Annotated in this window: 19 protein-coding genes, 1 other RNA gene and 1 pseudogene; 20 read left to right on the top strand and 1 reads right to left on the bottom strand. The window is 41.8% G+C overall.

Annotated elements, in window-relative coordinates; genetic code table 11:
* Positions 1–12 precede the first annotated feature (12 nt).
* The 16 genes and pseudogenes from G601_RS0116060 (at position 13) to G601_RS0115990 (ending at position 16,746) form a co-directional block, all read left to right on the top strand.
* Positions 13–1,806, top strand: a complete 1,794-nt coding sequence (locus G601_RS0116060) for an Rqc2 family fibronectin-binding protein (RefSeq protein ID WP_026665954.1) — start codon at positions 13–15, stop codon at positions 1,804–1,806.
* Positions 1,807–1,979: 173 nt separating this feature from the next.
* Positions 1,980–2,867: a YicC/YloC family endoribonuclease gene (locus G601_RS0116055; RefSeq protein WP_026490767.1), complete on the top strand. Its 888-nt coding sequence runs from the start codon at positions 1,980–1,982 to the stop codon at positions 2,865–2,867.
* Between the two features lie 15 nt (positions 2,868–2,882).
* The gene (gmk, locus tag G601_RS0116050; RefSeq protein ID WP_026490766.1) at positions 2,883–3,506 is read left to right on the top strand and encodes a guanylate kinase; all 624 of its coding nucleotides are present in this window, start codon (positions 2,883–2,885) and stop codon (positions 3,504–3,506) included.
* A 25-nt stretch (positions 3,507–3,531) separates the two neighbouring features.
* Entirely contained in the window at positions 3,532–3,816 is a 285-nt protein-coding gene (rpoZ, locus tag G601_RS0116045; protein ID WP_026490765.1) for a DNA-directed RNA polymerase subunit omega, read from the top strand.
* Positions 3,817–3,832: 16 nt separating this feature from the next.
* Positions 3,833–5,218, top strand: coding sequence for a 30S ribosomal protein S12 methylthiotransferase RimO (gene rimO / locus G601_RS0116040; protein WP_026665953.1), 1,386 nt, complete (start codon positions 3,833–3,835; stop codon positions 5,216–5,218).
* Positions 5,202–5,738 (top strand): CDP-diacylglycerol--glycerol-3-phosphate 3-phosphatidyltransferase, encoded by a 537-nt coding sequence (gene pgsA / locus G601_RS0116035; protein ID WP_026490763.1) that lies wholly within the window; start codon positions 5,202–5,204, stop codon positions 5,736–5,738. Before rimO ends, pgsA begins: the two co-directional genes overlap by 17 nt.
* Before the next feature lie 168 nt (positions 5,739–5,906).
* Positions 5,907–7,625, top strand: a complete 1,719-nt coding sequence (locus tag G601_RS23735) for a DEAD/DEAH box helicase (RefSeq protein ID WP_081673567.1) — start codon at positions 5,907–5,909, stop codon at positions 7,623–7,625.
* Positions 7,626–7,734: 109 nt separating this feature from the next.
* A complete protein-coding gene (locus G601_RS0116025) occupies positions 7,735–8,658 on the top strand; it encodes a hypothetical protein (RefSeq protein WP_026665952.1) in 924 nt (307 codons plus the stop codon).
* Positions 8,659–8,788: 130 nt separating this feature from the next.
* The gene (gpmI, locus tag G601_RS0116020; RefSeq protein ID WP_026490761.1) at positions 8,789–10,336 is read left to right on the top strand and encodes a 2,3-bisphosphoglycerate-independent phosphoglycerate mutase; all 1,548 of its coding nucleotides are present in this window, start codon (positions 8,789–8,791) and stop codon (positions 10,334–10,336) included.
* An 82-nt stretch (positions 10,337–10,418) separates the two neighbouring features.
* Positions 10,419–10,661 carry a preprotein translocase subunit SecG gene (gene secG / locus G601_RS0116015; RefSeq protein WP_026490760.1) on the top strand — a complete coding sequence of 81 codons (243 nt, stop codon included), beginning with the start codon at positions 10,419–10,421 and terminating at the stop codon, positions 10,659–10,661.
* A gap of 91 nt (positions 10,662–10,752) precedes the next feature.
* A pseudogene (rnr, locus tag G601_RS23730) lies at positions 10,753–12,720 on the top strand (ribonuclease R); the annotation flags it as partial.
* A 552-nt stretch (positions 12,721–13,272) separates the two neighbouring features.
* Positions 13,273–13,737 (top strand): SsrA-binding protein SmpB, encoded by a 465-nt coding sequence (gene smpB / locus G601_RS0116005; RefSeq protein ID WP_026490759.1) that lies wholly within the window; start codon positions 13,273–13,275, stop codon positions 13,735–13,737.
* Between the two features lie 244 nt (positions 13,738–13,981).
* Positions 13,982–14,330: a transfer-messenger RNA gene (gene ssrA, locus G601_RS25830) on the top strand.
* A 185-nt stretch (positions 14,331–14,515) separates the two neighbouring features.
* Positions 14,516–15,343: a hypothetical protein gene (locus tag G601_RS0116000; protein WP_026490758.1), complete on the top strand. Its 828-nt coding sequence runs from the start codon at positions 14,516–14,518 to the stop codon at positions 15,341–15,343.
* Between the two features lie 15 nt (positions 15,344–15,358).
* Positions 15,359–16,171: a glutamate 5-kinase gene (gene proB / locus G601_RS0115995; RefSeq protein ID WP_026490757.1), complete on the top strand. Its 813-nt coding sequence runs from the start codon at positions 15,359–15,361 to the stop codon at positions 16,169–16,171.
* 2 nt (positions 16,172–16,173) lie between these two features.
* Positions 16,174–16,746 (top strand): GNAT family N-acetyltransferase, encoded by a 573-nt coding sequence (locus G601_RS0115990; protein WP_051205940.1) that lies wholly within the window; start codon positions 16,174–16,176, stop codon positions 16,744–16,746.
* Positions 16,747–16,793: 47 nt separating this feature from the next.
* Here the strand turns inward: G601_RS0115990 and G601_RS0115985 are convergent, their stop codons facing one another.
* On the bottom strand, positions 16,794–17,372 hold the full coding sequence (locus G601_RS0115985) for a hypothetical protein (protein WP_026490755.1): 579 nt from the start codon (positions 17,370–17,372) through the stop codon (positions 16,794–16,796).
* A 151-nt stretch (positions 17,373–17,523) separates the two neighbouring features.
* Between G601_RS0115985 and G601_RS0115980 the strand changes: the two genes are divergently transcribed.
* The 4 genes from G601_RS0115980 to G601_RS0115965 are packed head-to-tail and all read left to right on the top strand — an operon-like array spanning position 17,524 to position 24,438.
* The gene (locus G601_RS0115980; protein WP_026665950.1) at positions 17,524–20,364 is read left to right on the top strand and encodes an FtsK/SpoIIIE family DNA translocase; all 2,841 of its coding nucleotides are present in this window, start codon (positions 17,524–17,526) and stop codon (positions 20,362–20,364) included.
* Positions 20,365–20,418: 54 nt separating this feature from the next.
* A complete protein-coding gene (locus G601_RS0115975; RefSeq protein WP_026490753.1) occupies positions 20,419–22,095 on the top strand; it encodes a formate--tetrahydrofolate ligase in 1,677 nt (558 codons plus the stop codon).
* A gap of 25 nt (positions 22,096–22,120) precedes the next feature.
* Entirely contained in the window at positions 22,121–22,978 is an 858-nt protein-coding gene (folD, locus tag G601_RS0115970; protein WP_026665949.1) for a bifunctional methylenetetrahydrofolate dehydrogenase/methenyltetrahydrofolate cyclohydrolase FolD, read from the top strand.
* A 5-nt stretch (positions 22,979–22,983) separates the two neighbouring features.
* Positions 22,984–24,438, top strand: coding sequence for a chitobiase/beta-hexosaminidase C-terminal domain-containing protein (locus G601_RS0115965; RefSeq protein WP_026665948.1), 1,455 nt, complete (start codon positions 22,984–22,986; stop codon positions 24,436–24,438).
* Positions 24,439–24,469 lie beyond the last annotated feature (31 nt).

Here is a 24,469-nt window from a genome sequence, read left to right as displayed (position 1 = left end):
AGGATAAATAAAATGGCATTTGATGGTATTACAGTCGCAAACATAGTGCGCGACATAAAGAAAGAATTAACAGGCGGAAGAATATATAAGATAGCTCAGACTGAAAAGGATGAGCTTCTTATTACTGTCCGTAAGTCTGTTGAAAATGGCGGAGGCCAGAGGAGACTTTTCATGTCCTCTGACGCATCACTTCCGCTTGTGTACATGACTGATGAAAATAAACAGAGTCCCATGGTGGCACCTAATTTTTGCATGCTTTTGAGAAAGCATCTGCAGAATGGAAAGATAATAGATGTGCACCAGCCGGGACTTGAGCGAATTATCAGAATTGAGATTGAGCACCTTGATGAAATGGGTGACCTTCGCCATAAGACACTTCTTATGGAGCTTATGGGAAAGTACAGCAATATCATTTTTGTCGATGAGGATAATAAGATCATCGACTCTATTAAGCATATCCCTTCATCTGTGAGCTCAGTAAGAGAGGTGCTTCCGGGACGTGATTACTTTGTTCCCGTAACTCAGGATAAGCTTGATCCCTTGTCAGCTACAAAGGATGATTTTATGAGCATTATTCCTTCTAAGGGACAGGCTCTTTTCAAGGCTTTGTATGGTTCATTTACAGGCTTGTCTCCGGTTATCGCTCAGGAGATATGCTACAGAGCTGGCCTGGACAGCGATAAATCTGCAATAGCTCTTGATTCGGAGGAACTGTCTAAAATCTGGACTTCCTTTGAAGGTGTTGTGAATGACATAAAAGAGGGTAATTTTGCACCTGAGCTTATTTATATAAATGAAAAGCCTAAGGAATATGCGGCAGTTCCTTTAACAATGTATCACGGCGGTGATGATTCAGATTACAGGGAGTATGATGAGATTTCATCTCTTCTTCTTGATTTCTATGCCGAGAAGAATACGGTAACAAGAATAAGACAGAAGTCATCTGATCTAAGAAAGCTTGTTGCAACTGCTTTGGAGAGAAATGTACGTACCCTTGATCTTCAGACTAATCAGCTCAGGGATACGGAGAAAAAGGATAAGTATCGTATTTACGGCGAGCTTTTAACGGTTTACGGATATAGCGCTGAGCCTGAGGCAAAGTCTATAACTGTTAATGACTACAATACAGGTAATGACGTGACAATACCTCTTGATCCTACACTCACTATTGCTCAGAATGCCAAGAAGTATTTTGACCGCTATACCAAGCTTAAGAGAACTGCAGAGGCTCTGGAAACTCAGATGCAGGAGGTTTCACAGACTGTATCACATCTTGAGTCCATTGCGGCTTCACTTGATATTGCAAGGCAGGAGGATGACCTCACAGATATCAGAAGAGAGCTCATTGAAGGCGGATATATTAAGGGAAGCGCTGCAGACAGGATCAACGGTAAGGGCAGGAATGGCAAGAATAATAAAAACCAGAAATCCAAGAGTAAGCCCTTCCACTATGTAAGCAGCGATGGCTTCCATATTTATGTAGGCAAGAATAACTATCAGAATGATGAGCTTACATTTAAGATGGCAAACGGTGGTGACTGGTGGTTCCATGCTAAGGGAATTCCCGGATCGCATGTTGTTCTTATAACAGAGGGTAAGGAGGTTCCGGACAGAACCTTCGAGGAGGCTGCTTCTCTTGCGGCTTATTACTCCAAAGGAAAAGACCAGGATAAGGTCGAGATTGACTATCTGAAACGCAAGGACGTTAAAAAGCCGGGCGGTGCTAAACCAGGATTTGTGGTATATTACACAAACTATTCCATGGTCATCGGGACAGATATTTCTGCACTTAAGGAAATCGAATAAGAAAACGGACTCAGAGTGATACTATGCTCTGAGTCTTTTATTATGTTGACTTTAATATATGGAACATTTTATTATAGTATAGGATGTATCTATTAGGGTATTAGAGGAGAATAGATAATCCGGTTTATTTCAAATTTTTAATGGCAGTACAATGCCGGATTGTGAGGTTTCGTATGGTTTTCAGTATGACTGGCTATGGACGTAGCGAAGTAGCCGATGAGAAGCATAAGTTTACGGTTGAGATGAAGTCCGTAAATAACCGTTATCTTGACATCAATATCAAGATGCCAAAAAAGTTCAATGCTCTTGAATCCAAGATAAGGAATGAGCTTAAGACCTTCGTTAAGCGTGGTAAGGTCGATGTTTTCATTACCTATGAGGATTTTTCAGAGGCAGACACCAGAGTTAGATATAATAAGGAAATCGCTGCTGAGTATCTTCAGTATCTCAAGCAGATGTCTGAGGATTTCGGTATTGATAATGATATCAGAGTTTCTTCATTGTCAAAGTATCCTGATGTTTTCAGTATGGAAGACATGGAGCTTGATGAGGAAGAGCTTTGGGGCAGCCTTAAAAAGGCCATAGACGGTGCCGGTGAAGAGTTTGCCGCAGCAAGGAAAAAGGAAGGTGAATTCCTTCACAAGGATCTCGATGAGAAGCTTGCAGGAATGCTTGAGAGCGTTGAGTTTATCACTAAGAGATCACCTGTAATCATCGAGGAGTACAGGAATAAGCTTCGCGATAAGGTTAAGGAGCTTCTTGAGGATAAGGCTGTTGATGAGAACAGACTTATCATGGAGGTTACACTTTACGCTGATAAGGTTTGCGTTGATGAGGAGCTTGTAAGGCTTCGCAGTCATATAAAAGCAATGAGGGATGCCCTTAATAAGGGCGACGACAAGGAGGGAATCGGCCGTAAGCTCGACTTCCTTGCCCAGGAGATGAACAGAGAATCAAATACTATCTTGTCAAAGTCTACGGATCTTGAGATATCAGATAAGGGAATCAGTCTAAAAACTGATGTTGAGAAGGTTCGTGAGCAGATACAGAATATTGAATAAGATAGGAAGATATTTATGAACAAAAAAGGAATTATAGTTGTAGTATCAGGCTTTTCCGGCGCCGGCAAGGGCACTATCATGAAGGAGCTCATCAAGAGATATGATAATTATGAATTATCAATATCTGCAACGACGAGAAATCCCAGGCCCGGAGAAGAACACGGCAGAGAATACTTTTTCATGACAAAGGAAGAGTTCGAGAAGCTTATTGCTGAGGACGGCCTTGTGGAGCATGCCTGCTATGTGGGTAATTACTACGGTACTCCCAAGAAGTTTGTTGAGGAAAAGCTTGAAGCCGGAAAAGACGTAATTCTTGAGATTGAAATCCAGGGTGCTCTTCAGATCAAGAAGAAATTCCCTAATGCACTTCTTCTTTTTGTAATGCCTCCCACAGTTGAAGAACTGGAGAAGAGACTTCGCGGAAGAGGTACAGAAACAGACGATGTCATACACGGAAGACTTCTTCGTGCAAAAGAAGAGGGACAGGGTATTGACGAGTATGATAATATAGTAATCAATGACAATCTCGATACTTGTGTTAGAGAGATGCATGAGATAATTCAGGCAGCACATTTTACTCCCGGACGCAATAAGGAATTTATTGAGGATATCCAGAGACAGCTGTCAGAGCTTAAATAATTTATTTTTTTAATGGAGGACTAACATGATACATCCGTCATATGTTGATCTTATGAAGGTAGTTAATAAGGACGTAGAGGAAGGAAATGAGCCTATCATCAGCTCAAGATATTCCATCGTTATGGCAACAGCTAAGAGAGCAAGACAGCTCATCGCTGGTGACGAGCCTATGGTAAGAGTTAAGGATAAGGAGAAATTCCTTTCAATCGCTGTAGACGAGCTCAATGCTGACAAGCTTAGAATTCTTTCAGATGAGGAGAAGGAAGCACTTCTTGAATCTAAGGACGAAGGAGCTACAGAGGAAGCTTAATTCCCTGACATAATCTATGAAAATATTATTTGTATCTCTCGGCTGTGACAAGAACCGCGTTGACTCTGAAGTTATGCTTGGAATGCTGTCACAGCGGGGACATGAATTTACAGATGATGAAGAAATAGCCGAAGCAGCAGTGGTAAACACATGCTGCTTTATTGGTGATGCGAAGGAAGAAAGTATCAATACCATCATCGAGCTTGGCGAGTACAGAAAGAGTGGAAAATATAAGGCTCTTATTGTAACGGGCTGTCTTGCAGAACGTTACAGGGATGAGGTTCTTAAGGAGATTCCGGAAGTTGACAGGATTCTTGGAACGGCATCTGTAGAGCACATTGTAGAAGCTCTGGATTCTGTGCTTGAAGAGAATAATGATACTAAGATGTATCTGGATTCTCTTGAGAAGAAGCCCTATGGTAATCTGAAGCGTGTTCAGACCACGGGCGGTCAGTACAATTACCTTAAAATTGCAGAGGGCTGTAATAAGAACTGTACCTACTGTGTAATTCCTAAGGTAAGAGGAAGATACAGAAGTGTTCCCATGGAGGAGATCATCGAATCCGCCAAGGCACTTGTGGAAATGGGCACTACAGAGATCATTCTTGTAGCCCAGGAGACAACCCTTTACGGTGTTGATCTCTATAAGGAAAAGAAATTACCTGAGCTTTTAAGAAGACTTTCAGATATCGAGGAACTCAAATGGATAAGAATCATGTATTGCTATCCCGAGGAAATCACGGATGAACTGATCGCTACCATCAAGGAGCTTCCTAAGGTATGTAACTACCTGGATATTCCTATTCAGAGCGGTTCAGATCATATCCTTAAGCAGATGGGAAGAGCAACTTCAAGGAAAGAGATAACTGAAAGAATTAAGCAGATAAGGGAAGCTATTCCGGACATTTGCATAAGGACAACTCTTATAGCAGGTTTCCCCGGGGAAACAGAGGAAGATCACGAAGAGACAATGTCCTTTGTAAAGGAAATGAAGTTTGACAGACTCGGATGCTTTTCATATTCTCAGGAGGAGGAAACTGTTGCAGGAGAAATGCCTGATCAGATTCCTGAAGAGGTGAAAGAAAAGCGCCGTGATGATATAATGGAACTGCAGCAGGAGATCGCCTTTGAGGCTGCCAGAAACAGAATCGGACAGATTGTCAGCGCTGTTATCGAAGGAAGAATAACAGATGATGACGATGATGATTACGATGGCAGCACTTATGTGGCAAGAACATATATGGATGCTCCTGATGTTGATGGGTATCTTTTTATAATGAATGTGCCCTATGACCTTATGAGTGGGCAGTTTGTTGAGGTACTTATCACCGGCTCTAATGACTACGACCTGATTGGCGAATTGATGGAGGGGGAAGACGATGAAGATGAATTTACCGAATAAGCTTACTATTTTTAGGGTTATCCTGATTCCGTTTTTTGTAGTTTTTTTACTTGCACACATATTTGGCGAAGCTGATAAGTGGATCGCTGTTGGAATTTTCATCGTTGCATCTCTTACAGATTTAGCAGACGGTAAGATTGCAAGAAAATATAATCTTGTCACGGATTTCGGAAAATTTATGGATCCGCTGGCAGATAAGCTTCTTGTATGCAGTGCTATGATCTGTCTTGTTGAGCTTGGTAGAATTCCTTCATGGATCGTTGTTATCATCATCGCAAGAGAATTTATCATTAGCGGCTTCAGACTTATCGCTGTTGAGAACGGACGTGTCATCGCAGCAAGCTATTGGGGCAAGTTCAAGACAACCTTCCAGATGATCATGGTTATACTTATGATCGTTAATATTCCTCAGCTTCAGCTGGTTACTACGATCATTATGTATATAGCACTTGCGCTTACGATCATTTCACTTTGCGATTACATCATTAAGAATAAAGATGTAATGAGCGGTGATATGTAATTTTCATATTTTAAAGTATTTAAATTATTTACTTGTGTAAAACCGAAATTGATGTTATAGTTTTGCATTGTGTTAATTTGAATGTTTTTAATGGGGACGACATTTGAGTGATGTTCGTCCCCATTTTATGTAATAGAATGAAAATTCTATATAAAAGAAAGAGGTAATATGTCAAATATTTTAGACGAGATCAAGAAAAACATTGAAGGGATATCAGAGGCTGTCACAGGTTCAAAGGACAGAGATCAGAAGAAGCATTCCCACAAGGATTCTGATGGTAAAAGAGCTGAAGCTAAGGAAGAAGTGAAGGTTCGCTATGATGAAGCAGAAGGTATTGATGAGAGAGTTCTTCGTGCCATTACTGAGATGGGATTTGAATATATGTCTCCCATCCAGAAGGCAGCTATTCCTGTAATGATGAAGGGCGTGGATATCATCGGACAGGCTCAGACAGGAACAGGAAAGACTGCAGCCTTTGGTATACCGCTTCTTCAGAAGGTTGATCCTGATAACAAGCATCTTCAGGCAGTTGTACTTTGCCCTACAAGAGAGCTTGCAATGCAGGCAGCTGATGATATAAGAAGCTTCGGTAAATATATGCACGGTATAAAGGTCCTTCCCGTTTACGGTGGTCAGGATATCTCCAGGCAGATAAGAGCTCTGTCCTCAGGTGTGCAGATAGTTGTTGGGACACCCGGACGAGTAATGGATCACATGAGACGCCACACCATGAAGATGAACGATGTAAGAGTTCTTGTTCTTGATGAGGCTGATGAGATGCTTGATATGGGATTCAGAGAGGATATCGAGACTATCCTTGATGGAATGCCCGAAGAGAAGCAGACAGCACTTTTCTCAGCAACAATGCCTGAGCCTATTCTTCAGATCACAAGAAAGTATCAGAAGGATGCTGAGTACATAAAGATGACTCCCAAGGAGATCACTGTTAAGTCTATCGAGCAGTACTACTATGTTATTCCTCAGACCTTCAAGGAGGAAGTGCTCACAAGACTTATTGAGTACCACCAGCCCGTAAGAAGTCTTGTTTTCTGTAATACAAAGAAGAAGGTTGATGAGCTTACAGGTATCCTTAAGAACAAGGGCTACAGAGCAGAGGGACTTCACGGAGACCTCTCTCAGTACCAGAGAGATACTGTTATGAATCTTTTCAGATTCGGACAGGCTGATTTCCTTATTGCAACTGACGTGGCTGCAAGAGGTATTGATGTAAGCGGTGTTACAGCTGTTTTCAATTACGATATTCCTGAGGATATCGAGTACTATGTTCACAGAATCGGACGTACAGGTAGAGCCGGTAAGAGCGGTCAGTCATTTTCACTTGTATCTCCCAGAGAGATGTACAAGCTGAGAGAGATTGAGAAAATCTGTCATACCAAGATCGAAGAGGGAGAGGTTCCCTCTGCAAAGGAGATCACAAGAGCTAAGGCAAGAAAGCTTTTTGGCGAGGTGATAGACCTTATTGAGAGCGGTGACATCACAGACTGCCTTGAGTTCCTCAACGACAAGGTTGCTGAAGATGAGTACTCGATTGAGCAGCTTGCAGCCGGACTTATGAGACTTAAGATGGGTAAGGCTCCCGAGGACCTTTATCTTAAGCCCAGAAAGCGCGACATGTACAGAAGCCAGAGAGGCAGAGAGCGCCGCGATGGTAGAGGCGGAAGATACGGTGAGGGTCACGGCTCAAGAGATGGTAAGGGTAGACGTGACGGCAAGGGCTCCGGCTATGGTCGCAGTGATGGCAAGTATTCCAAGGATGGACGCGGTATGAGAGATGCAAACGGTATGCATAAGAAGGCGTCTGCTGATAAGTTCAGAAGAAATGCAAGACCCAGAACCGAAAAGCTTGGCGTAAGAAAAGAGAAATAATATATGTGTAAAAATGGAAACTACATTGTATAATCAATGTGGTTTCTTTTTTATTCCATAGTAAATACTTATGAATTAAAAAAATCTAATAATATACAAGAGGTTTGAGATGGATTATAGACTTATAGTAAAGGTGCTTGGTGACAGAGTTAAAAACAGTGGTAATGGTAATGAATTAGTCAGCTGTGCCTACAAGCTGTATATGCACGAATTTCTGATAAATGATGAAGAGCGCACCTTTGATGAAGCTTATTTTAAGGAGCTTGTGGAAGGTACAAGCCCCGTTATCGAGAAGAGCTATGAGGAACAGGACGAGGACGGAAGTCTTGGAGGAGATGTTTTTAGGACATCACTTTTTGCAGGCCTTATGTGTGTTACCTCAAGGGTATACGATGATCTTGATTCTATATTTGCAAGAGATTGCATACATGCAGGATTAGATGCTGCGCATTTTCTTATGGTAAGTAAGCTTGATGTAAAAGCTTTAAGTCATAATGAAAGGCTTGCAATGCTGTGGGCATTTTCAGAGCTTTCAAGGACTGATGTTGAAATAAAGAATGCCTACGATCATTCCATGATGGCCGGTATGCCTCAGAAGATGAGCAGACAGAAAAAGTATAAGATGCTCGTAAATGAGCTTGGAAGAGAGCTTTTTAATTCCGAAACCTTTAATGAATGTGCTGATTCAGAGGATATCACAGGCTTAGATCTTTTGATGTTTTCCTATATGATAATTCCTGTGGGAAGTGATGAGATCTTTTCTGAGGAGATAATCAGTCTTTCAAGAAAATGCCTTTTTGACATTGCGGATTCAAACGAAGCAGATAAGACAGAGCCTGCCAAGCTTTTTGCAATACTCGCTGCAGAGTATATCTTAGAAAGAGACAGTGAAATTGAAAACAGCTCAGATGCCCAGCTTATAAAGGTTATTGAGTATAACGTAATCAACCAGAAAAAGAAGAAGCTTAGCCCTGAAGATAAGGCAGAGCTTGAAGAAAGAATAGTTAAATACACGAAATCATTGGAAATATAAGGAATTATGATAAGTACATAAAAAGTTTATTTGAAAAACACACAATTTATGGGTATACTACTTTGTGGAAACCGATAAAAAGCTTATCTTTTCGAATAAGCATTAATTTATAAAAATGGAGGCATATAAAATGCAGGGTTCTAAACCAACAGTTTTACTTATTATGGACGGATTCGGAATTAATGATAATCCGAAGGGAAATGCTATAGCAATGGCTAACACTCCCGTACTTGACGGTCTTATGAAGGACTATCCTTATGTACGCGGTAACGCAAGCGGACTTGCTGTAGGTCTTCCTGACGGTCAGATGGGTAACTCCGAAGTAGGTCATATGAATATGGGCGCAGGCCGTATCGTTTACCAGGAGCTTACAAGAATCACAAAGTCTATCGAGGATGGCGACTTCTTCACAAACGAAGGTCTTATGGCTGCTATCGATAACTGCAAGAAGAATGATTCAGCTCTTCACATGTACGGTCTTGTAAGTGATGGTGGTGTACACAGCCACATTACTCATATCTACGGACTTCTTGAGCTCGCAAAGAAGAACGGGCTTTCAAAGGTTTATGTTCACTGCTTCCTTGATGGTCGTGATACACCTCCGGAATCTGGAATCGACTTTGTTCAGCAGCTCGAGGACAAGATGAAGGAGATCGGCGTAGGTGCAATTGCTACTATTTCCGGCAGATACTACGCTATGGACAGAGATAACAACTATGATCGTGTTAAGGTTGCTTACGATGCTATGACTAAGGGCGAAGGCAACAAGGCTGACAGCGCACACGAGTGCATGGTTCAGACATATAAGGATGGCAAGACAGATGAGTTCGTTATTCCTACAGTTATCATGAAGGATGGCGCACCTACAGCTACAATCAAGGACAATGATTCAATCATTTTCTTCAACTTCCGTCCTGACAGAGCAAGAGAGATCACACATTGCTTCTGCGATGATGATTTTGATAAGTTTGACAGAGGAGCTCGTATCAACACAACATACGTATGCTTCACAGATTATGATCCGCTCATCCCTAACAAGGAGATCGCATTCAAGAAGGTTCTTCTTAACAATACCTTCGGTGAGTGGCTTGCAGCTAAGGGAATGAAGCAGGCTCGTATCGCTGAGACAGAGAAGTATGCTCACGTTACATTCTTCTTCAACGGTGGTGTTGAGGAGCCTAACGAAGGTGAGGACAGAATCCTTGTTAACTCACCCAAGGATGTTCCTACATACGACCTTAAGCCTCAGATGAGCGCTCCCGAGGTTTGTGACAGAGTACTTGAGGCTATTAACTCAGATAAGTATGATGTTGTAGTTACTAACTTTGCTAACCCTGACATGGTAGGTCATACAGGTGTTATCGATGCTGCTGTTAAGGCTGTTGAGACTGTAGATGAGTGCGTTGGTAAGATCGTTGAAGCTGTTAAGGCTAAGAACGGCACAATGTTCATCTGCGCAGATCACGGTAATGCAGATATGATGATCGATTACGAGACAGGCGAGCCTTTCACAGCTCACACAACAAACCCTGTTCCGTTCATCCTTGTAAACTATGATCCTGCTTACACACTTCGTGAGGGCGGATGCCTTGCAGACATCATTCCTACACTTATCGAGTGCATGGGATATGAGCAGCCTGCAGAGATGACAGGTAAGTCACTGCTTATTAAGAAATAAGAATTTTGTGCTTGTTGATTTTTGTAAATATTTGTGTTATCTTTAACAAGTATTTGTGAAAATTTTTAGGAGGGATTTTTTCGTGGCAACGTTGAAAATTGTTTTGGCAATTATTTTTATTATTGATTGTGTTGCACTTGTTACACTTGTTCTTGCTCAGGAAGGTAAGACACAGGGACTTGGTGCTATTCAGGGTTTTGCAGAGACTACTTACTGGGGCAAGATTAAGGGCCGTTCCAGAGAGGGAGTTCTTAAGAAGGTTACAATCGTATTATCAGTACTCTTTATCATTCTTAGCGTAGTACTTAATATGACTGTATTCTAAATTACAATCGTACCTTGAAGGGCACTCATTTTGAGTGCCCTTTTTCATTTCGTTATAAATCCTATGAAAAGGCGCTCCACGGGAGATTAGGAAAATAAATATGAGTAAAAAGAAAGTAATGGCTAAAAAAGAGAATATGACCGGAACCTTTATTTCCAACCAGAGAGGCTTTGGCTTTGTGGAGGTAGAAGGAAGGGATGAGGATATTTTTATTCCTGAGGACTACACCGGTGGCGCATTTCAGGGAGATACTGTTGAGGTTACGATAACCTCCGACAAGAACACTAACGGTGGTATGCGTGATGAAGGCCGTGTGGTTAAGGTGCTTGTAAGAGCAATTGATAAGATTGTGGGAACCTTTCAGGACGGACATACCTACGGATTTGTAATTCCGGATAATTTGAAATTTACACAGGATATCTTTGTGTTAAAGGAACACACAAAGGGTGCAGTTACAGGTGATAAGGTCGCAGTAACAATTACTGATTATGGCGATCCTAAAAAGGGCAGAAAGCCTGAGGGAAAGGTGTCTGCGATTATCGGAAATATTAATGATCCCGGAGTTGATATTCTTTCTATTGTAGAGGGATATGATATTCCCAGTGTTTTCCCGGAGAAGGTGATGAACCAGGCTGAAAAATGCAAGGATCATCTTATTGAGGGAGATTATCAGGGAAGAAAGGATCTTCGTGATGTGACAATGGTTACAATTGACGGTGAGGATGCAAAGGACCTTGATGATGCGGTATCCCTCACTTATGAGGACGGAATATACCATCTTGGCGTACATATTGCTGATGTAACCAATTATGTTCAGGAGGGTTCAGCTCTGGACAGAGAAGCGCTTAAGCGTGGTACCAGCGTATACCTTGTGGACAGAGTAATTCCTATGCTTCCGCACAGATTAAGTAATGGTATCTGCTCGCTTAATCACGGCGAGGACAGACTTGCGCTTAGCTGCCTTATGGACATTGACTGTAACGGCGCAGTTATATCACACGAGATTGCAGAGACTGTTATCAATGTAAACGAGAGAATGACCTATACTTCCGTTGCTGCAATTCTTGAGGACGATGATCCTGACGAGATATCCCGTTATAAAGAGCTTGTGCCCATGTTTAAAAGGATGGCAGAGCTCTCTGAGATATTAAAGAATAAGAGAAAGAAAAGAGGAGCTATCGACTTCGATTTTCCTGAGGCAAAGATAACTCTTGATAGAGATGGTAATCCTCTTGAAATCAATATAAGGACTGCGAATACAGCAACCTCACTTATTGAGAGCTTTATGCTTGCTGCAAACGAGACTGTGGCTGAGCAATTTTTCTGGATGCAGGCGCCATTTGTATACCGCGTACATGAGCAGCCTGACCTTGAAAAGATTTCTAATCTAAATGCATTCATCTCAAGACTTGGACTTCATTTAAATGTAAGGGCTGAGGAGATTAAGCCTGCCGAAATCCAGAAGCTCCTTGAGAAAATAGAAGGCACTGAAGAGGAAGCTGTTATAAGCAGAATTGCTCTCAGGAGTATGATGCAGGCTAAGTACAGCACTGAGTGTCTTGGACACTACGGCCTTGCATGCAAATATTACTGCCACTTTACTTCTCCTATTAGAAGATATCCTGATCTGCAGATTCACAGAATCATAAAGGATTATCTTCGAGGAAGAATGGATGACGAAAAGATAAAGCACTACAGGGATATCCTTGAGACTGTTGCTTCACATTCATCCGATACCGAGAGAAGGGCTGAAGAGGCTGAGCGCGAAACTGAGAAATTAAAGAAGGCTCAGTTTATGGAATCCCACATCGGAGAGACCTTTGAGGGCGTTGTTTCCGGTGTTACCGGATGGGGTATGTTCGTTGAGCTTCCAAATACCTGTGAGGGTATGGTTCCTGCTGTCACCATGGAGGATGACTTCTATATTTTTGATGAAGAGAATTACTGCCTTGTTGGTGAGAGAACAGGCAAGAAGTATACTCTGGGTCAGACTGTAACCGTTAGGGTTCATGATACTGACAGACTCGCCAAGACCATTGATTTCAGAATTGTTGACGATGAATATTCCAAAAGACGCGATATTTACTTTGGTGATTATGAAGACATTGATGATTTCGAAGAGGACTATTACGAAGAGGATGAGGATGGTAAGCTTCATTTTGTAAGTGTTTCTGAAAAGAAATCCAAGAAGGGTAAGAAGGATTCAAAGAAAACAAAGGGCAAAGCAGCTAAGCCTGCAAGGAAGACTCCTGCACAGATAAGAGCTGCAAAGATATCAAAGCTTTCGCTTGATTCCGGGTTAGAAGAAGCTCCTAAGACCAAGAAAAAAGAAGGTAAAAAGAAAAAGGCCGAAAAGGAGATTCTTAAGGAGGCTGCAAAGCTAAAAAAGCTTAGTAAGAAAAAGGGCGATAAAGCCGAAAAGGAAAAGAAGGAAAGCGGCCGTAAGGTCTACAAGGTGCATAAGCACAAGAAGTCTGCCACCTCTAAAGCTGCAAGAAGCATCCAGGGTAAGGGCAGAAAAAAGAAAAAGTAAGTTATAGCATTAGGTTATGGATTTTTAATCATAATGTGGCATAATAGACTAAGACTAAAGAAACAGAGGTAATACGTCATGGCTGACGACAGCATTAAGCTTATAGCGAATAACAAGAAAGCATTTCATGACTATTTCATAGAAGAAAAGTATGAAGCCGGAATTTCACTTGCCGGTACAGAGGTGAAATCCTTAAGACAGGGAAAATGCAGTATAAAGGAAGCATGGGTGAGCATAGATAAGGGCGAGGCTTTCATCTGCGGTATGAATATAAGTCCTTATGAAAAGGGTAATATTTTCAATAAGGATCCGCTTCGTGTCCGTAAGCTCCTTCTTCATAAGACTGAGATCAGAAAGCTTGATCAGGCATCTCAGGCACAGGGCTATACACTTGTTCCGCTTGAAGTATATTTCAAACACGGCAAGGTGAAGGTTCAGATAGGTCTGGCAAAAGGTAAGAAGCTCTATGACAAGAGAGAGTCAACTGCCAAACGAGATCAGCAAAGAGAAGCAATGAGAGATTATAAGGTAAGTCTTAGGTGATAATGGGATCGCTGTTTTTTGACAGCGGTCTTATTTTTTTGATATTTAGAAAAACTTGTACTAATTCATAATAGAAAAATAATAACATTGATGTTTTTTAATTTTATTTTCGAATTTTTCGTGCAATTTTAGATTAATTTTGATATAATCACTTACGAATAAACTACAAGTTTAGTTGATTATTTATGAAAAAGTCTATATACTGTATATACAAGTCCGACGGGCTTGTACATACAACCTTTAAGGGTTAGTAAAGGTTTCGACAGGGATTCTGAAGCTGGAGAAGCTGTCCGCGGGATGGCGCGTTAGACCTCAAACCTAAATATAAACGCTGAAGATAATTTAGCACTCGCTGCCTAAGCGCAGCGCGTAGGCCTGAGTGCACCTGCACATTCAGTAACCTGCGTCGACTTTGCAGGAAACGACATGATGACCGCTCTGCATTCATGGTCGTATCAGGGGCTACTTTCCATATTAGGGCGCTTGCTTCCGGTTATGGAAGGGAATCGGCTTTGCCACAATAGCCAGCTATGACAGTAGAAGGACAGGGGACGGATTTTTGGACGCGGGTTCGACTCCCGCCTAATCCACTCCAAAGACGCTATGCTTAATTGCATAGTGTTTTTTTATTTCCAATAGCATTATTTGCTATGTATATATAAAATATTGCTTTAATTTAATCTGAATTTATAAAAATGTCTGATTTTTCTTGCATTTACATGTTCTTGTGGTTAGAATGGACAGAGACACAAAATATGTGCACACAAAGGAGGAAAGTATGAAAACTAAGGGGACTAAGATTTTGAAGAAGGTAGTCGCTTCAGCACTCGCTGCTGCATTCATCTTATGTGCTGTACCTACAAGCTCCATTACAGCCAGAGCAGCTGTAAAGGTAGACATAAGTGAGACAACACAGGCGCTGAACAAAAGAGGAAAGCTTGTTTACAAAGAAACCGGCAACAAGATGGTAACAATCACACCCGGTACTTATGCAAAGAATGTTCTTTCAATTGCTATCAACGACCAGAACGCTAAGGTAAAGAACATTAAGTGTGCTAAGAAACTTAAGTATAAGCTTTCAAGAATCGAGTACGATGATAACACAGATAAGATCATCTACAGATTCTCTTTCTACACAAGCAAAACACCTAAGAGACTCTTCAACTTCAAATTCACAGTTAACGGTGAGCCTTACTCAGTATTCATCAATGCAACATCACCTATCGAGAAGGCTACATTCGGTAACCAGGAATTATCTACAAGGACTGGCTTAGGTACTGCTAATTACGTTACAGATCTTAGCAAGGGTAAGATCAAGGTTAAGATGGGTAACAACTATTCACTTGAGTCTATCCAGGTTGGCAAGTACAAGAACGTAACAACAAATGGTAAGACAGAGCCTGTATTATACTGGACACAGATTAAGAATAACAAGAAGGTTATTCTCAGCACCCAGAAGCAGGTTATTGATGAGGACAGCCACGATATTGTTGAGAACAGCATGTATGCTACAACAATCATTCGTGTTAACTACAAGTACAACAAGAACGGTAACACCGGTTCTGTTGATTACTACCTCAACAAGATCGTAGATGCAGACAACTAATTTCAAAGGTATTTTATGAGTCCAAAGGAAATCAGAAAAGAGCGTATTGTTGTAAAGGTAGGAACATCTACAATTACAAATGAAAACGGTGGAATCAATATTCACCAGATCGACCTTCTTTGCAGAGCTCTTGCAGGAATTGAAAATTTAGGTTATGACGTTGTTCTTGTTAGTTCCGGCGCGATTGCCGTCGGGGCTAACAAGATGAGATTACAGCAAAAGCCAAAGAGCTTAAGACTTAAGCAGGCAGCTGCTTCAGTAGGACAGTGCGAGCTTATGCATCTGTATGATAAGCTTTTCGGCGAATATGGAAGACTTGTAGGTCAGATTCTTCTTGATAATGATGATGTTGAGAATCCCGCAAGAAAAGAGAATCTTCAGAACACTTTTGATGCTCTTCTTGAGAACCACATCATTCCCATTGTCAATGAGAATGACTCAGTCAGCCATGTGGAGATTGAATCTGATCAGAAGCTTTTCTCTGATAATGATATGCTTTCAGCTATTGTTGCTGCATTCTGCGGCGCATGCAAGCTTATTATTCTCTCTGATATCGAGGGATTTTATGATAAAAATCCTTCAACCAATCCTGACGCTAAGCTTATAAGCCGCGTCGAGGAAATCAATGAGGATATATATGCACTTGCTGAGGGCAGTGGTTCTAACCGTGGAACAGGTGGTATGATTACAAAACTTCAGGCAGCCGAGTATGCTACCTCCAAGGGCGTCGATGTCCTTATTACCAATGGTAAGAACACTGATTATCTATATGACATTATCAATAAAAAGCATGTAGGAACTTTGTTTGTTGCAAAGGAGAACAACTGATTTTGGTTGGTACTATAAAAACTGAGCGTCTTATCCTTCGTAAATGGAAGGAGAAAGACGCTGAAATTTTATATGGACTTGCCTGTGATCCTGATATAGGAAAAGGAGCAGGCTGGCTTCCTCACAAGGATACTGATTATTCGAGAGCGATAATAAGGACACTTTTAATGGATGACGGAGAATATGCCATTACCCTTAAGGAGGATCCGGAATCTCCCATTGGAAGTATCGGAGTTCGCATCGGGAGCTCACCCAAAAGAGGAATAGACCGTGAAGATGAAGCTGAGATAGGCTACTGGCTCGGTAAAAACTACTGGGGAAAGGGGTACGCCACGGAGGCTTTAACAGAGCTTGTAAGATACAGCTTTGTAGAGGTCGGCCTTAGCAGAATCTGGTGCGGCTTTTTTGATGGCAATGAAAGATCAAGAAATGTTATAGAAAGAAGCGGCCTTAAATTCCATCACAGAAATGAGCATTTATTTAATGCGATGCTTAAGGAATATTACAATGAGACCATGATGTGCGTAACGGCACAGGAATTTTTTTTAGAAAATAAAAGACAGTTAAGATCATAAGTCTTAACTGTCTTTATATTTAAATAATTGCTAAATAGATTATCGGATTATTCGATGATAGAACCTTCATGGAACTTATCATAAATCTCTGAGAGGTATGTCTTAACCATCTCGATATTAGCCATCTTCTTGAGCTCTTCATTACCCATTGCAAGAGCAATCTCATCTGCAAGAAGAAGCATCTCGAAAATAGCAAGCTTGAAAGCACTTCTTGACATATCCTTAATGCAGATATTCATAAGAGGAGTACCAAGCTTCATTGTTACGTTCTCATCTGCGATACCTGTAATGAGATTGAAGGTATCGGGATCGAAGTTAACGTAAAGGATGAGCTTTTCCTTCTCATGCTTCTTAAGAGTGATGGTAGTCTGGTGACTTGTCTCCATCCACTCGTAGAGATCAGCATCATCGGGGTGAAGAAGATAATTAGTAAGCTCCTCACGATGTTTCTCAACATACTGAAGATATTTGCTGGCATTAGGGCCTGTATAAGAAAGTTCTACTTTAATACCGTTCTCGGTTTTAAGTAATCTGCACTTTGAAGCTACTTCCTTAATCTTAAGAGTGTTCTCAACGTTACCGATCTGCTTGAGTAATCCTGTCTCAAGTTCCTGTCTGAATTCCATATGTAAATTTCCTCCAAAATTAGAAATACGTTATCACTGAGCGTGTTAAGTATAGCACAAAGAGTGTAAAAATGGTATACTGTTTTGTGTATGTGCATTCCTTTATTATGCGCATGCAGGGGAAAAGTTTTGAAAAAAGTAATGGGTGAATATGGCTACAAGTAATTCAAGAAAACGCTCCACAGCGAGCAGACAGACAGGTAAAGCTAAAAGTAAAAGATCAACAGAGGCGCATGCAAGAACCAGGGCGAGATACGATGATGAGCCACTGGATTACGCAGTAAAGAGCGAGATAATGCTAATTGTATTCGCAGCTTTAACGGTCTTTTTATTTTTGTGCAATTTTGGAATATGCGGTAGTTTCGGAAATGCTATCAGCGGTATTATGTTCGGGATTTTCGGCCTTACTGCTTATATTATGCCTATTGTTGGTTTTGGAATAGGCGCTCTTTTATTGTCTAACGGACCTAGTCCGGCAGCTCTGAGGAAGATATTCTCAGGACTGCTTATCATATTGGTATTTGGCATGTTTTTCGAGCTTATCTGCGGCAGGATTCAGACTATGACAGCCTACAGCGCAGCAAATATCTATGAGTCTGCCCTTAAGGAACAAAATGGCGGCGGATTTATAGGCGGAAGCATTGCTTATCTTGTTTATCACAATCTATCACTTGCAGGAACGATAATTGTCATGTTGGTTGCAGGCTTTATCGGAGTTTCCCTGTTTACACAAAAGACCATGCTGAACAGCGTTAAAAAGGGCGGAAAGCATGTCATAGAGAGAACCAGACAGGAGGCTCTTGATTACAGAGACCGTTGGGATGAGCGTGCGAGACTCCGCGAGGAGAGACGTCTACAGATGGAAGAGGAAGAGCAGCTACTTCTTGAACAGAAAGAGGATGCCAAGATTCTTCGTATGGATAAGAAGGTATCAGGCGTAAGTATGAATACTCTTCTTGATTCCGAGGAGGATGAAGACTACGAGGATGAAATAGCCAAAGAGGCTAAGGAGACTAAGGTTCAGGAGTTTAACATTCACGGTCTTGATGATGCTGAAGAAGACGAAGAGCCTGTAGTTCAGAATGTTTTCATTCCCGAAGAGGAGATTCATGATGACATTCATGAGATCAGATTCAATCCGAGCCTGTCTACAAGGGAGCAGCCTGACGGACAGTTCGTTATGAAGACTCCGCCGAAGGAGGTTGCTACAGACGACCATCACACTATAGATATCGCCGATGTGGCAGCTGAACCTAAAGAGGCTGAGGACGATTATGATGAGAGTGCAGCTCTGGAAGCTCTGACAGCGGTTAAGAATTACAGACCTGTTGCAAAGCTTCGTGAGGAGAAGAAGGATGAAATGGACAACATACCGATCCATTCAGAGACTCTCGCTCCTGATTATAACGGAGAATATGCTGTTCACAGCACAGACTATATTACAAGCACCAGGAATAAAGAGGAGGCTGTAAAGAGACAGGAACAGCAAAAGGAGATCATGAAGCGACCTGTTATGGAATATGAATTCCCACCATTTAAGCTTCTTAAAAAAGGAACAAAGGGCAAGGGGGATTCAGCAAAACACTTAAAAGAGACTGCCATGACTCTGCAGGATACTCTTTCCATGTTCCATGTAAATGCTACTGTTACAGATATCAGCCAGGGGCCTTCCGTAACAAGATACGAGCTTCAGCCTGAAGCCGGTGTCAAGGTTAGGAAGATAGTTGATCTTGCTGATGATATCAAGATGCACCTTGCAGCTACTGATATAAGAATAGAAGCTCCTATTCCCGGAAAATCCGCTGTAGGAATCGAGGTTCCCAACAAAGAAAACTCCATGGTTGCTTTAAGGGATCTTATTGAGAGTGAGGAGTTCCAGAAGTCAAAATCAAAGCTTTCGGTTGCTATCGGTAAGGATATAGCAGGTAAGCTCGTTGTGACTGATATCGCAAAGATGCCTCACCTTCTTATTGCAGGTGCTACCGGTTCTGGTAAATCGGTATGTATCAATACGATTATTATGAGTATCATTTATAAGGCTTCCCCTGAGGATGTACGCCTTATCATGATCGACCCTAAGATAGTTGAGCTTTCTGTATACAACGGAATACCTCACCTTCTTATTCCAGTTGTAACAGATCCTAAGAAGGCTGCCGCAGCGCTTAACTGGGCTGTTGCAGAGATGACAACAAGATATAAGAAGTTTGCAAATGCAAAGGTTAGAGATCTTAAGGGCTATAATACTATGTGTGAGCACTCTGATGATGAGTCCATGCAGAAGATGCCTGAGATAGTTGTTATCGTAGACGAGCTTGCAGATCTTATGATGCAGTTTAAGAATGAGGTTGAGGATTCAATAGTAAGACTTACACAGCTTGCAAGAGCTGCCGGTATCTACCTTATTATTGCAACTCAGAGACCTTCGGTTGATGTTATTACAGGTCTTATTAAGGCCAATATTCCCAGCCGTATAGCGTTTGCAGTTTCAAGTGGTGTTGATTCAAGAACAATCCTTGACAGCTACGGCGCTGAGAAGCTTATCGGAAAGGGAGATATGCTTTTCTTCCCGAGAGGCTACAACAAACCAGCCAGAGTTCAGGGCTGCTTTGTATCTGATGATGAGGTTCAGGCAGTTACTGATTTTGTTAAGAATCAGGGCGTTGAGACTAACTACGGCGACAATGTATCAGAAGAGATTTCCAACATGGAAGTATCTTCAAAATCAGCAGCTAATGTAGCTGCAGGAGATGTGTCCGATGGCGGATCTGATGTGGATCCTCTGTTTGCACAGGCCGGAGCTGCTATTATAGAAAAGGAAAAGGCATCCATAGGAATGCTGCAGAGACTTTATAAGATTGGCTTTAACAGAGCAGCGAGAATCATGGATCAGCTCAGTGATGCCGGCGTTGTCGGCCCTGAGGAAGGAACAAAGCCAAGAAAAATTCTTATGACAAAAGAAGAATTTGAAAATATGATAGATAATGCTTCGTGAAAAGTAGACACCTAGCGAGGTTGTATTTTTTTAATAATTTAGGAGGAGTTTATTATGGCAGTAAAATCAGATATTGAAATCGCAAGAGAGGCCGAGCTCTGGCCGATCAAGAAGGTTGCTGAGAGCATCGGCATAACCGAGGATGACTTAGAGCTCTACGGTAAGCATAAGGCAAAATTGTCAGAGGAATACCTGCAGAAAATAGCCGGTAACAAGATAGGCAAGCTTGTTCTGGTTACTGCTATTAATCCTACTCCTGCCGGAGAAGGCAAAACAACTACAAGTGTAGGACTTGGTGATGCACTTTCGCTTCTTGGTAAGAAGACAGTGATCGCACTTCGTGAGCCTTCACTTGGACCCTGCTTTGGAATTAAGGGTGGCGCAGCCGGCGGCGGATACGCACAGGTTGTACCTATGGACGATATGAACCTTCACTTTACAGGTGATTTTCATGCCATAACTTCAGCTAATAACCTTCTTGCTGCGCTTCTGGATAACCATATTCAGCAGGGTAACGAGCTTGGAATCGATACAAGACAGATAATCTTTAAGCGCTGCGAGGATATGAACGACAGAGTTCTTAGGAACATCGTTGTAGGTCTTGGGAACAAGATGGACGGTGTAGTAAGAGAGGATCATTTCGTAATAACCGTTGCAACAGAGGTTATGGCTATTCTCTGTCTTGCTAAGGACATGAAGGACTTAAAGGAAAGGCTTTCAAGAATAGTTGTTGCATATAACTACCAGGGTGAGCCTGTTACGGCAGGTGATCTTAAGGCAGTAGGTGCTATGGCGGCACTTCTTAAGGATGCAATGAAGCCTAACCTTGTACAGACTCTTGAGCACACACCTGTACTTGTGCATGGTGGTCCTTTTGCTAATATCGCTCATGGCTGTAACTCCATAAGAGCTACGAATGCAGCTCTTCATATGGCAGATATCACTATCACAGAGGCAGGCTTCGGTGCTGACCTTGGTGCTGAGAAATTCCTTGATATCAAGTGCAGAATGCATGGTCTTAAGCCTGATGCAGTTGTACTTGTTGCAACTATCAGAGCACTTAAGTATAACGGACTTGTTCCCAAGGATCAGCTTTCAGAGGAGAACCTTGATGCGCTGAAGAAGGGAATCACTAATCTTGAGAAGCACATTGAAAACCTCCAGCAGTACGGCGTACCGGTTGTTGTTACACTTAACAGCTTCCTTACAGATACAGAGGCAGAGATCGCTTTTGTAAAGGATTTCTGCGAGAAGAGAGGCTGCGATTTTGCAATATCAGAAGTATGGGAGCACGGCGGAAAAGGCGGCGAAGCTCTTGCAAAGGCTGTTATCAATACTCTTGAGACTAAGCCTTCAAACTATGCACCTATCTATGCAGATGACATTTCTCCCGAGGAGAAGATCGAAGCTGTTGCTAAGAAGATTTACGGCGCTAATGGTGTTACCTATGCACCTGCAGCAAAGAAGCAGCTTAAGAAGATAGAGGATATGGGATATGGTAAGCTCCCTGTCTGCATGGCTAAAACACAGTATTCACTTTCAGATGATCCTACGCTTCTTGGAAGACCGTCAGGATTTAATATTAATGTAAGAGATGTATATGTTTCAGCAGGTGCCGGATTTATTGTTGCCCTTACAGGCAATATAATGACAATGCCGGGACTTCCTAAGAAGCCTGCTGCCTTCGACATTGATGTAGATGACAACGGAAATATTGTAGGATTGTTCTGATTTATTTTAAGACGGGAGTTAAAATATTATGAAAATTATCGACGGCAAGACTATTTCACAGCAGGTTAAGGACGAGGTTAAGGCAAAGACCGCCGAGCTCAAGGCGAAGACCGGAATAGAGGTATGCCTTGCAGTTATTCTTGTAGGTGCTGACCCTGCATCACAGGTATATGTAAGAAACAAGAAGAAGGCTTGCGAGTACGTTGGCTTTAAATCCTTATCCTATGAGCTTCCGGAGGAGACAACTCAGGAAGAGCTGCTTGAGCTCATAGACAAACTCAACAAGGATGACAGCGTTCATGGAATTCTCGTTCAGATGCCTGTTCCCAAGCAGATTGACGAGAAAACTGTAATAGATGCTATTTCTCCTGAAAAGGATGTGGATGGCTTCCATCCTATGAATGTTGGTGCACTTTGCATCGGCGAAAAGGGATTCGTTTCCTGTACACCTGCCGGAATAATTCAGCTTCTTAAGAGGTCTGACATCGATATTTCCGGTAAGGAATGTGTTATTGTCGGAAGAAGTAATATTGTAGGTAAGCCTATGGCACTTCTCATGCTTAGAGAAAATGCCACAGTTACAATTGCTCATTCAAGAACTGCTGATCTTAAGGCAGTCTGCAAGAGAGCTGATATACTTATAGCAGCTATAGGTAAGCCTAAGATGATAACAGAGGACTATGTAAAGGACGGCGCTGTTATCATAGATGTAGGTATTAACAGAAATGCCGAGACAGGTAAGCTTTGCGGTGATGTGGATTATGACAACGTCGCTCCAAAGTGTACGGCTATTACTCCTGTTCCTGGTGGCGTAGGTCCCATGACAATTGCAATGCTTATGAGCAATTGCCTTGAATCAGCACTTCGTAAAGCCGGAGAATAATATTTATGAAATGTCCTAATTGTGGAGCAGAAATTCCGGAAGGGCATCTTTACTGTGAGGTCTGTGGCAAAGAAATAAACTTTGTTCCGGAATTTGATCCTTTAATTGAAAACAGAATAAATGAATCTCTTTCCGGTGTTGCAGATGATCTGAAGGACGAAAGTGTTTTTTATACAAAACGACTTCCCGGATCAAAGGCCAACAAGAATGAGCTTAAGCCCTTTGTTGTTCCTGCTATTACTGCAGTTGGAATAATCATTGCTTTCATTATTGTGCTCATGTTCATGTTTGATGGACAAAAGAGCCCTGGAAACTATGAAGAGCAGGCTGAAAAATATTACGTAGAAGGAAAGCTTGATCAGGCTATAACTGCCATAGACAGTGCGCTTTCAACTCTTCCTGCTGAAGAGACAGAAAAGAGAGCGGAACTGGTATTTATGAAGTATGAATATCAGATGGAAGCCGGAGAAAAGGATGCAGCCATAAATACCATTCATGAGCTGTCCGATTCCTCTATTTACGGTGATGATACAGCTCTAGCTGCAATGGATCAGATAATTGCTTCTTATGAGCAGGCCGGAGCTTATGCGGATATACATGAGCTTCTGATAAATTCTGATCTTACTGTAGCAAAGGAAAAATACCGTAAGTATTTGCCTGAAGCTCCCAAGATTTATCCTGAAGAGGGTACCTATGAGGAACCTGTCAATGTTAGAATAACCGATTCAACGGATGGAAATATATATTATACCGTTAATGGCGCAGAGCCTGATGAGACAAGCATTTTATATGAAAACGAGCTTGTCCTTGAAGAGGAAGGCAATTACGTAATTAAAACTGCTATTGTTAACAGGTATGGTATTAAAAGTGATGTATCAACAGCCACTTTCCATCTTGAGAACTTTGGTCCTGCAGAGCCTACAGTCATGGAGGAAAGCGGTGAATATACTTCAGCTACAATGATAGTTGCTGTGTGTGATCCGGGCTGCAGAATTTTCTATACAACAGACGGAAGTACTCCTACTGAGAGCTCCACTGAGTATACGGCACCGATTTCAATGCCTGTAGGTACAACGACCTTTAAGTTCGTAACCGTGGATGATGAGGGTAACTACAGTGAAGTTGTAGAGAAGAATTATCACCTGTCATATACCACCATGGTTTCCGTAGATCAGGCAAGGGAAAGCATAATAAAGATACTGTATAAGCTTGATATCCTGCTTGATATGAGCGGATCAGTAAGAGGTGAAGAGGGTCACTACGATTATGTTTACAGTGGTGATATTGAGATAGCTGGCTCCGGAGACTATTACATGTTTACCGAGACCCACGTATTTAATGATGGCCATACAAGTGACACAGGTCTTTTGTATGCCGTAAACAAGCATGATGGTAAAGTAAACCGACTTGGTTATGACTCAAGTGGTAACTATACTCTTATCACTATTTCAAACAGATAAAAATTCTTTAACACTTTACCATATCAAAGCT

The organism is Butyrivibrio sp. FC2001 (assembly GCF_000424125.1).
Taxonomy (GTDB): domain Bacteria; phylum Bacillota; class Clostridia; order Lachnospirales; family Lachnospiraceae; genus Butyrivibrio.
The sequence above is the reverse complement of the archived record's forward strand: the minus strand, read 5'-3'. Positions and strand labels throughout refer to the sequence as shown.

Excerpts from the sequence above, each read along its gene's own strand:
- gmk (WP_026490766.1), top strand. The coding sequence starts at position 2,883 with ATGAACAAAAAAGGAATTATAGTTGTAGTATCAGGCTTTTCCGGCGCC.
- G601_RS0116000 (WP_026490758.1), top strand. The coding sequence starts at position 14,516 with ATGAAAACTAAGGGGACTAAGATTTTGAAGAAGGTAGTCGCTTCAGCA.
- rpoZ (WP_026490765.1), top strand. The coding sequence starts at position 3,532 with ATGATACATCCGTCATATGTTGATCTTATGAAGGTAGTTAATAAGGAC.
- G601_RS0116060 (WP_026665954.1), top strand. The coding sequence starts at position 13 with ATGGCATTTGATGGTATTACAGTCGCAAACATAGTGCGCGACATAAAG.
- G601_RS0116025 (WP_026665952.1), top strand. The coding sequence starts at position 7,735 with ATGGATTATAGACTTATAGTAAAGGTGCTTGGTGACAGAGTTAAAAAC.
- pgsA (WP_026490763.1), top strand. The coding sequence starts at position 5,202 with ATGAATTTACCGAATAAGCTTACTATTTTTAGGGTTATCCTGATTCCG.
- G601_RS0115980 (WP_026665950.1), top strand. The coding sequence starts at position 17,524 with ATGGCTACAAGTAATTCAAGAAAACGCTCCACAGCGAGCAGACAGACA.
- G601_RS23735 (WP_081673567.1), top strand. The coding sequence starts at position 5,907 with ATGTCAAATATTTTAGACGAGATCAAGAAAAACATTGAAGGGATATCA.
- smpB (WP_026490759.1), top strand. The coding sequence starts at position 13,273 with ATGGCTGACGACAGCATTAAGCTTATAGCGAATAACAAGAAAGCATTT.
- gpmI (WP_026490761.1), top strand. The coding sequence starts at position 8,789 with ATGCAGGGTTCTAAACCAACAGTTTTACTTATTATGGACGGATTCGGA.
- rimO (WP_026665953.1), top strand. The coding sequence starts at position 3,833 with ATGAAAATATTATTTGTATCTCTCGGCTGTGACAAGAACCGCGTTGAC.
- proB (WP_026490757.1), top strand. The coding sequence starts at position 15,359 with ATGAGTCCAAAGGAAATCAGAAAAGAGCGTATTGTTGTAAAGGTAGGA.
- G601_RS0116055 (WP_026490767.1), top strand. The coding sequence starts at position 1,980 with ATGGTTTTCAGTATGACTGGCTATGGACGTAGCGAAGTAGCCGATGAG.
- G601_RS0115965 (WP_026665948.1), top strand. The coding sequence starts at position 22,984 with ATGAAATGTCCTAATTGTGGAGCAGAAATTCCGGAAGGGCATCTTTAC.
- G601_RS0115985 (WP_026490755.1), bottom strand. The coding sequence starts at position 17,372 with ATGGAATTCAGACAGGAACTTGAGACAGGATTACTCAAGCAGATCGGT.
- G601_RS0115975 (WP_026490753.1), top strand. The coding sequence starts at position 20,419 with ATGGCAGTAAAATCAGATATTGAAATCGCAAGAGAGGCCGAGCTCTGG.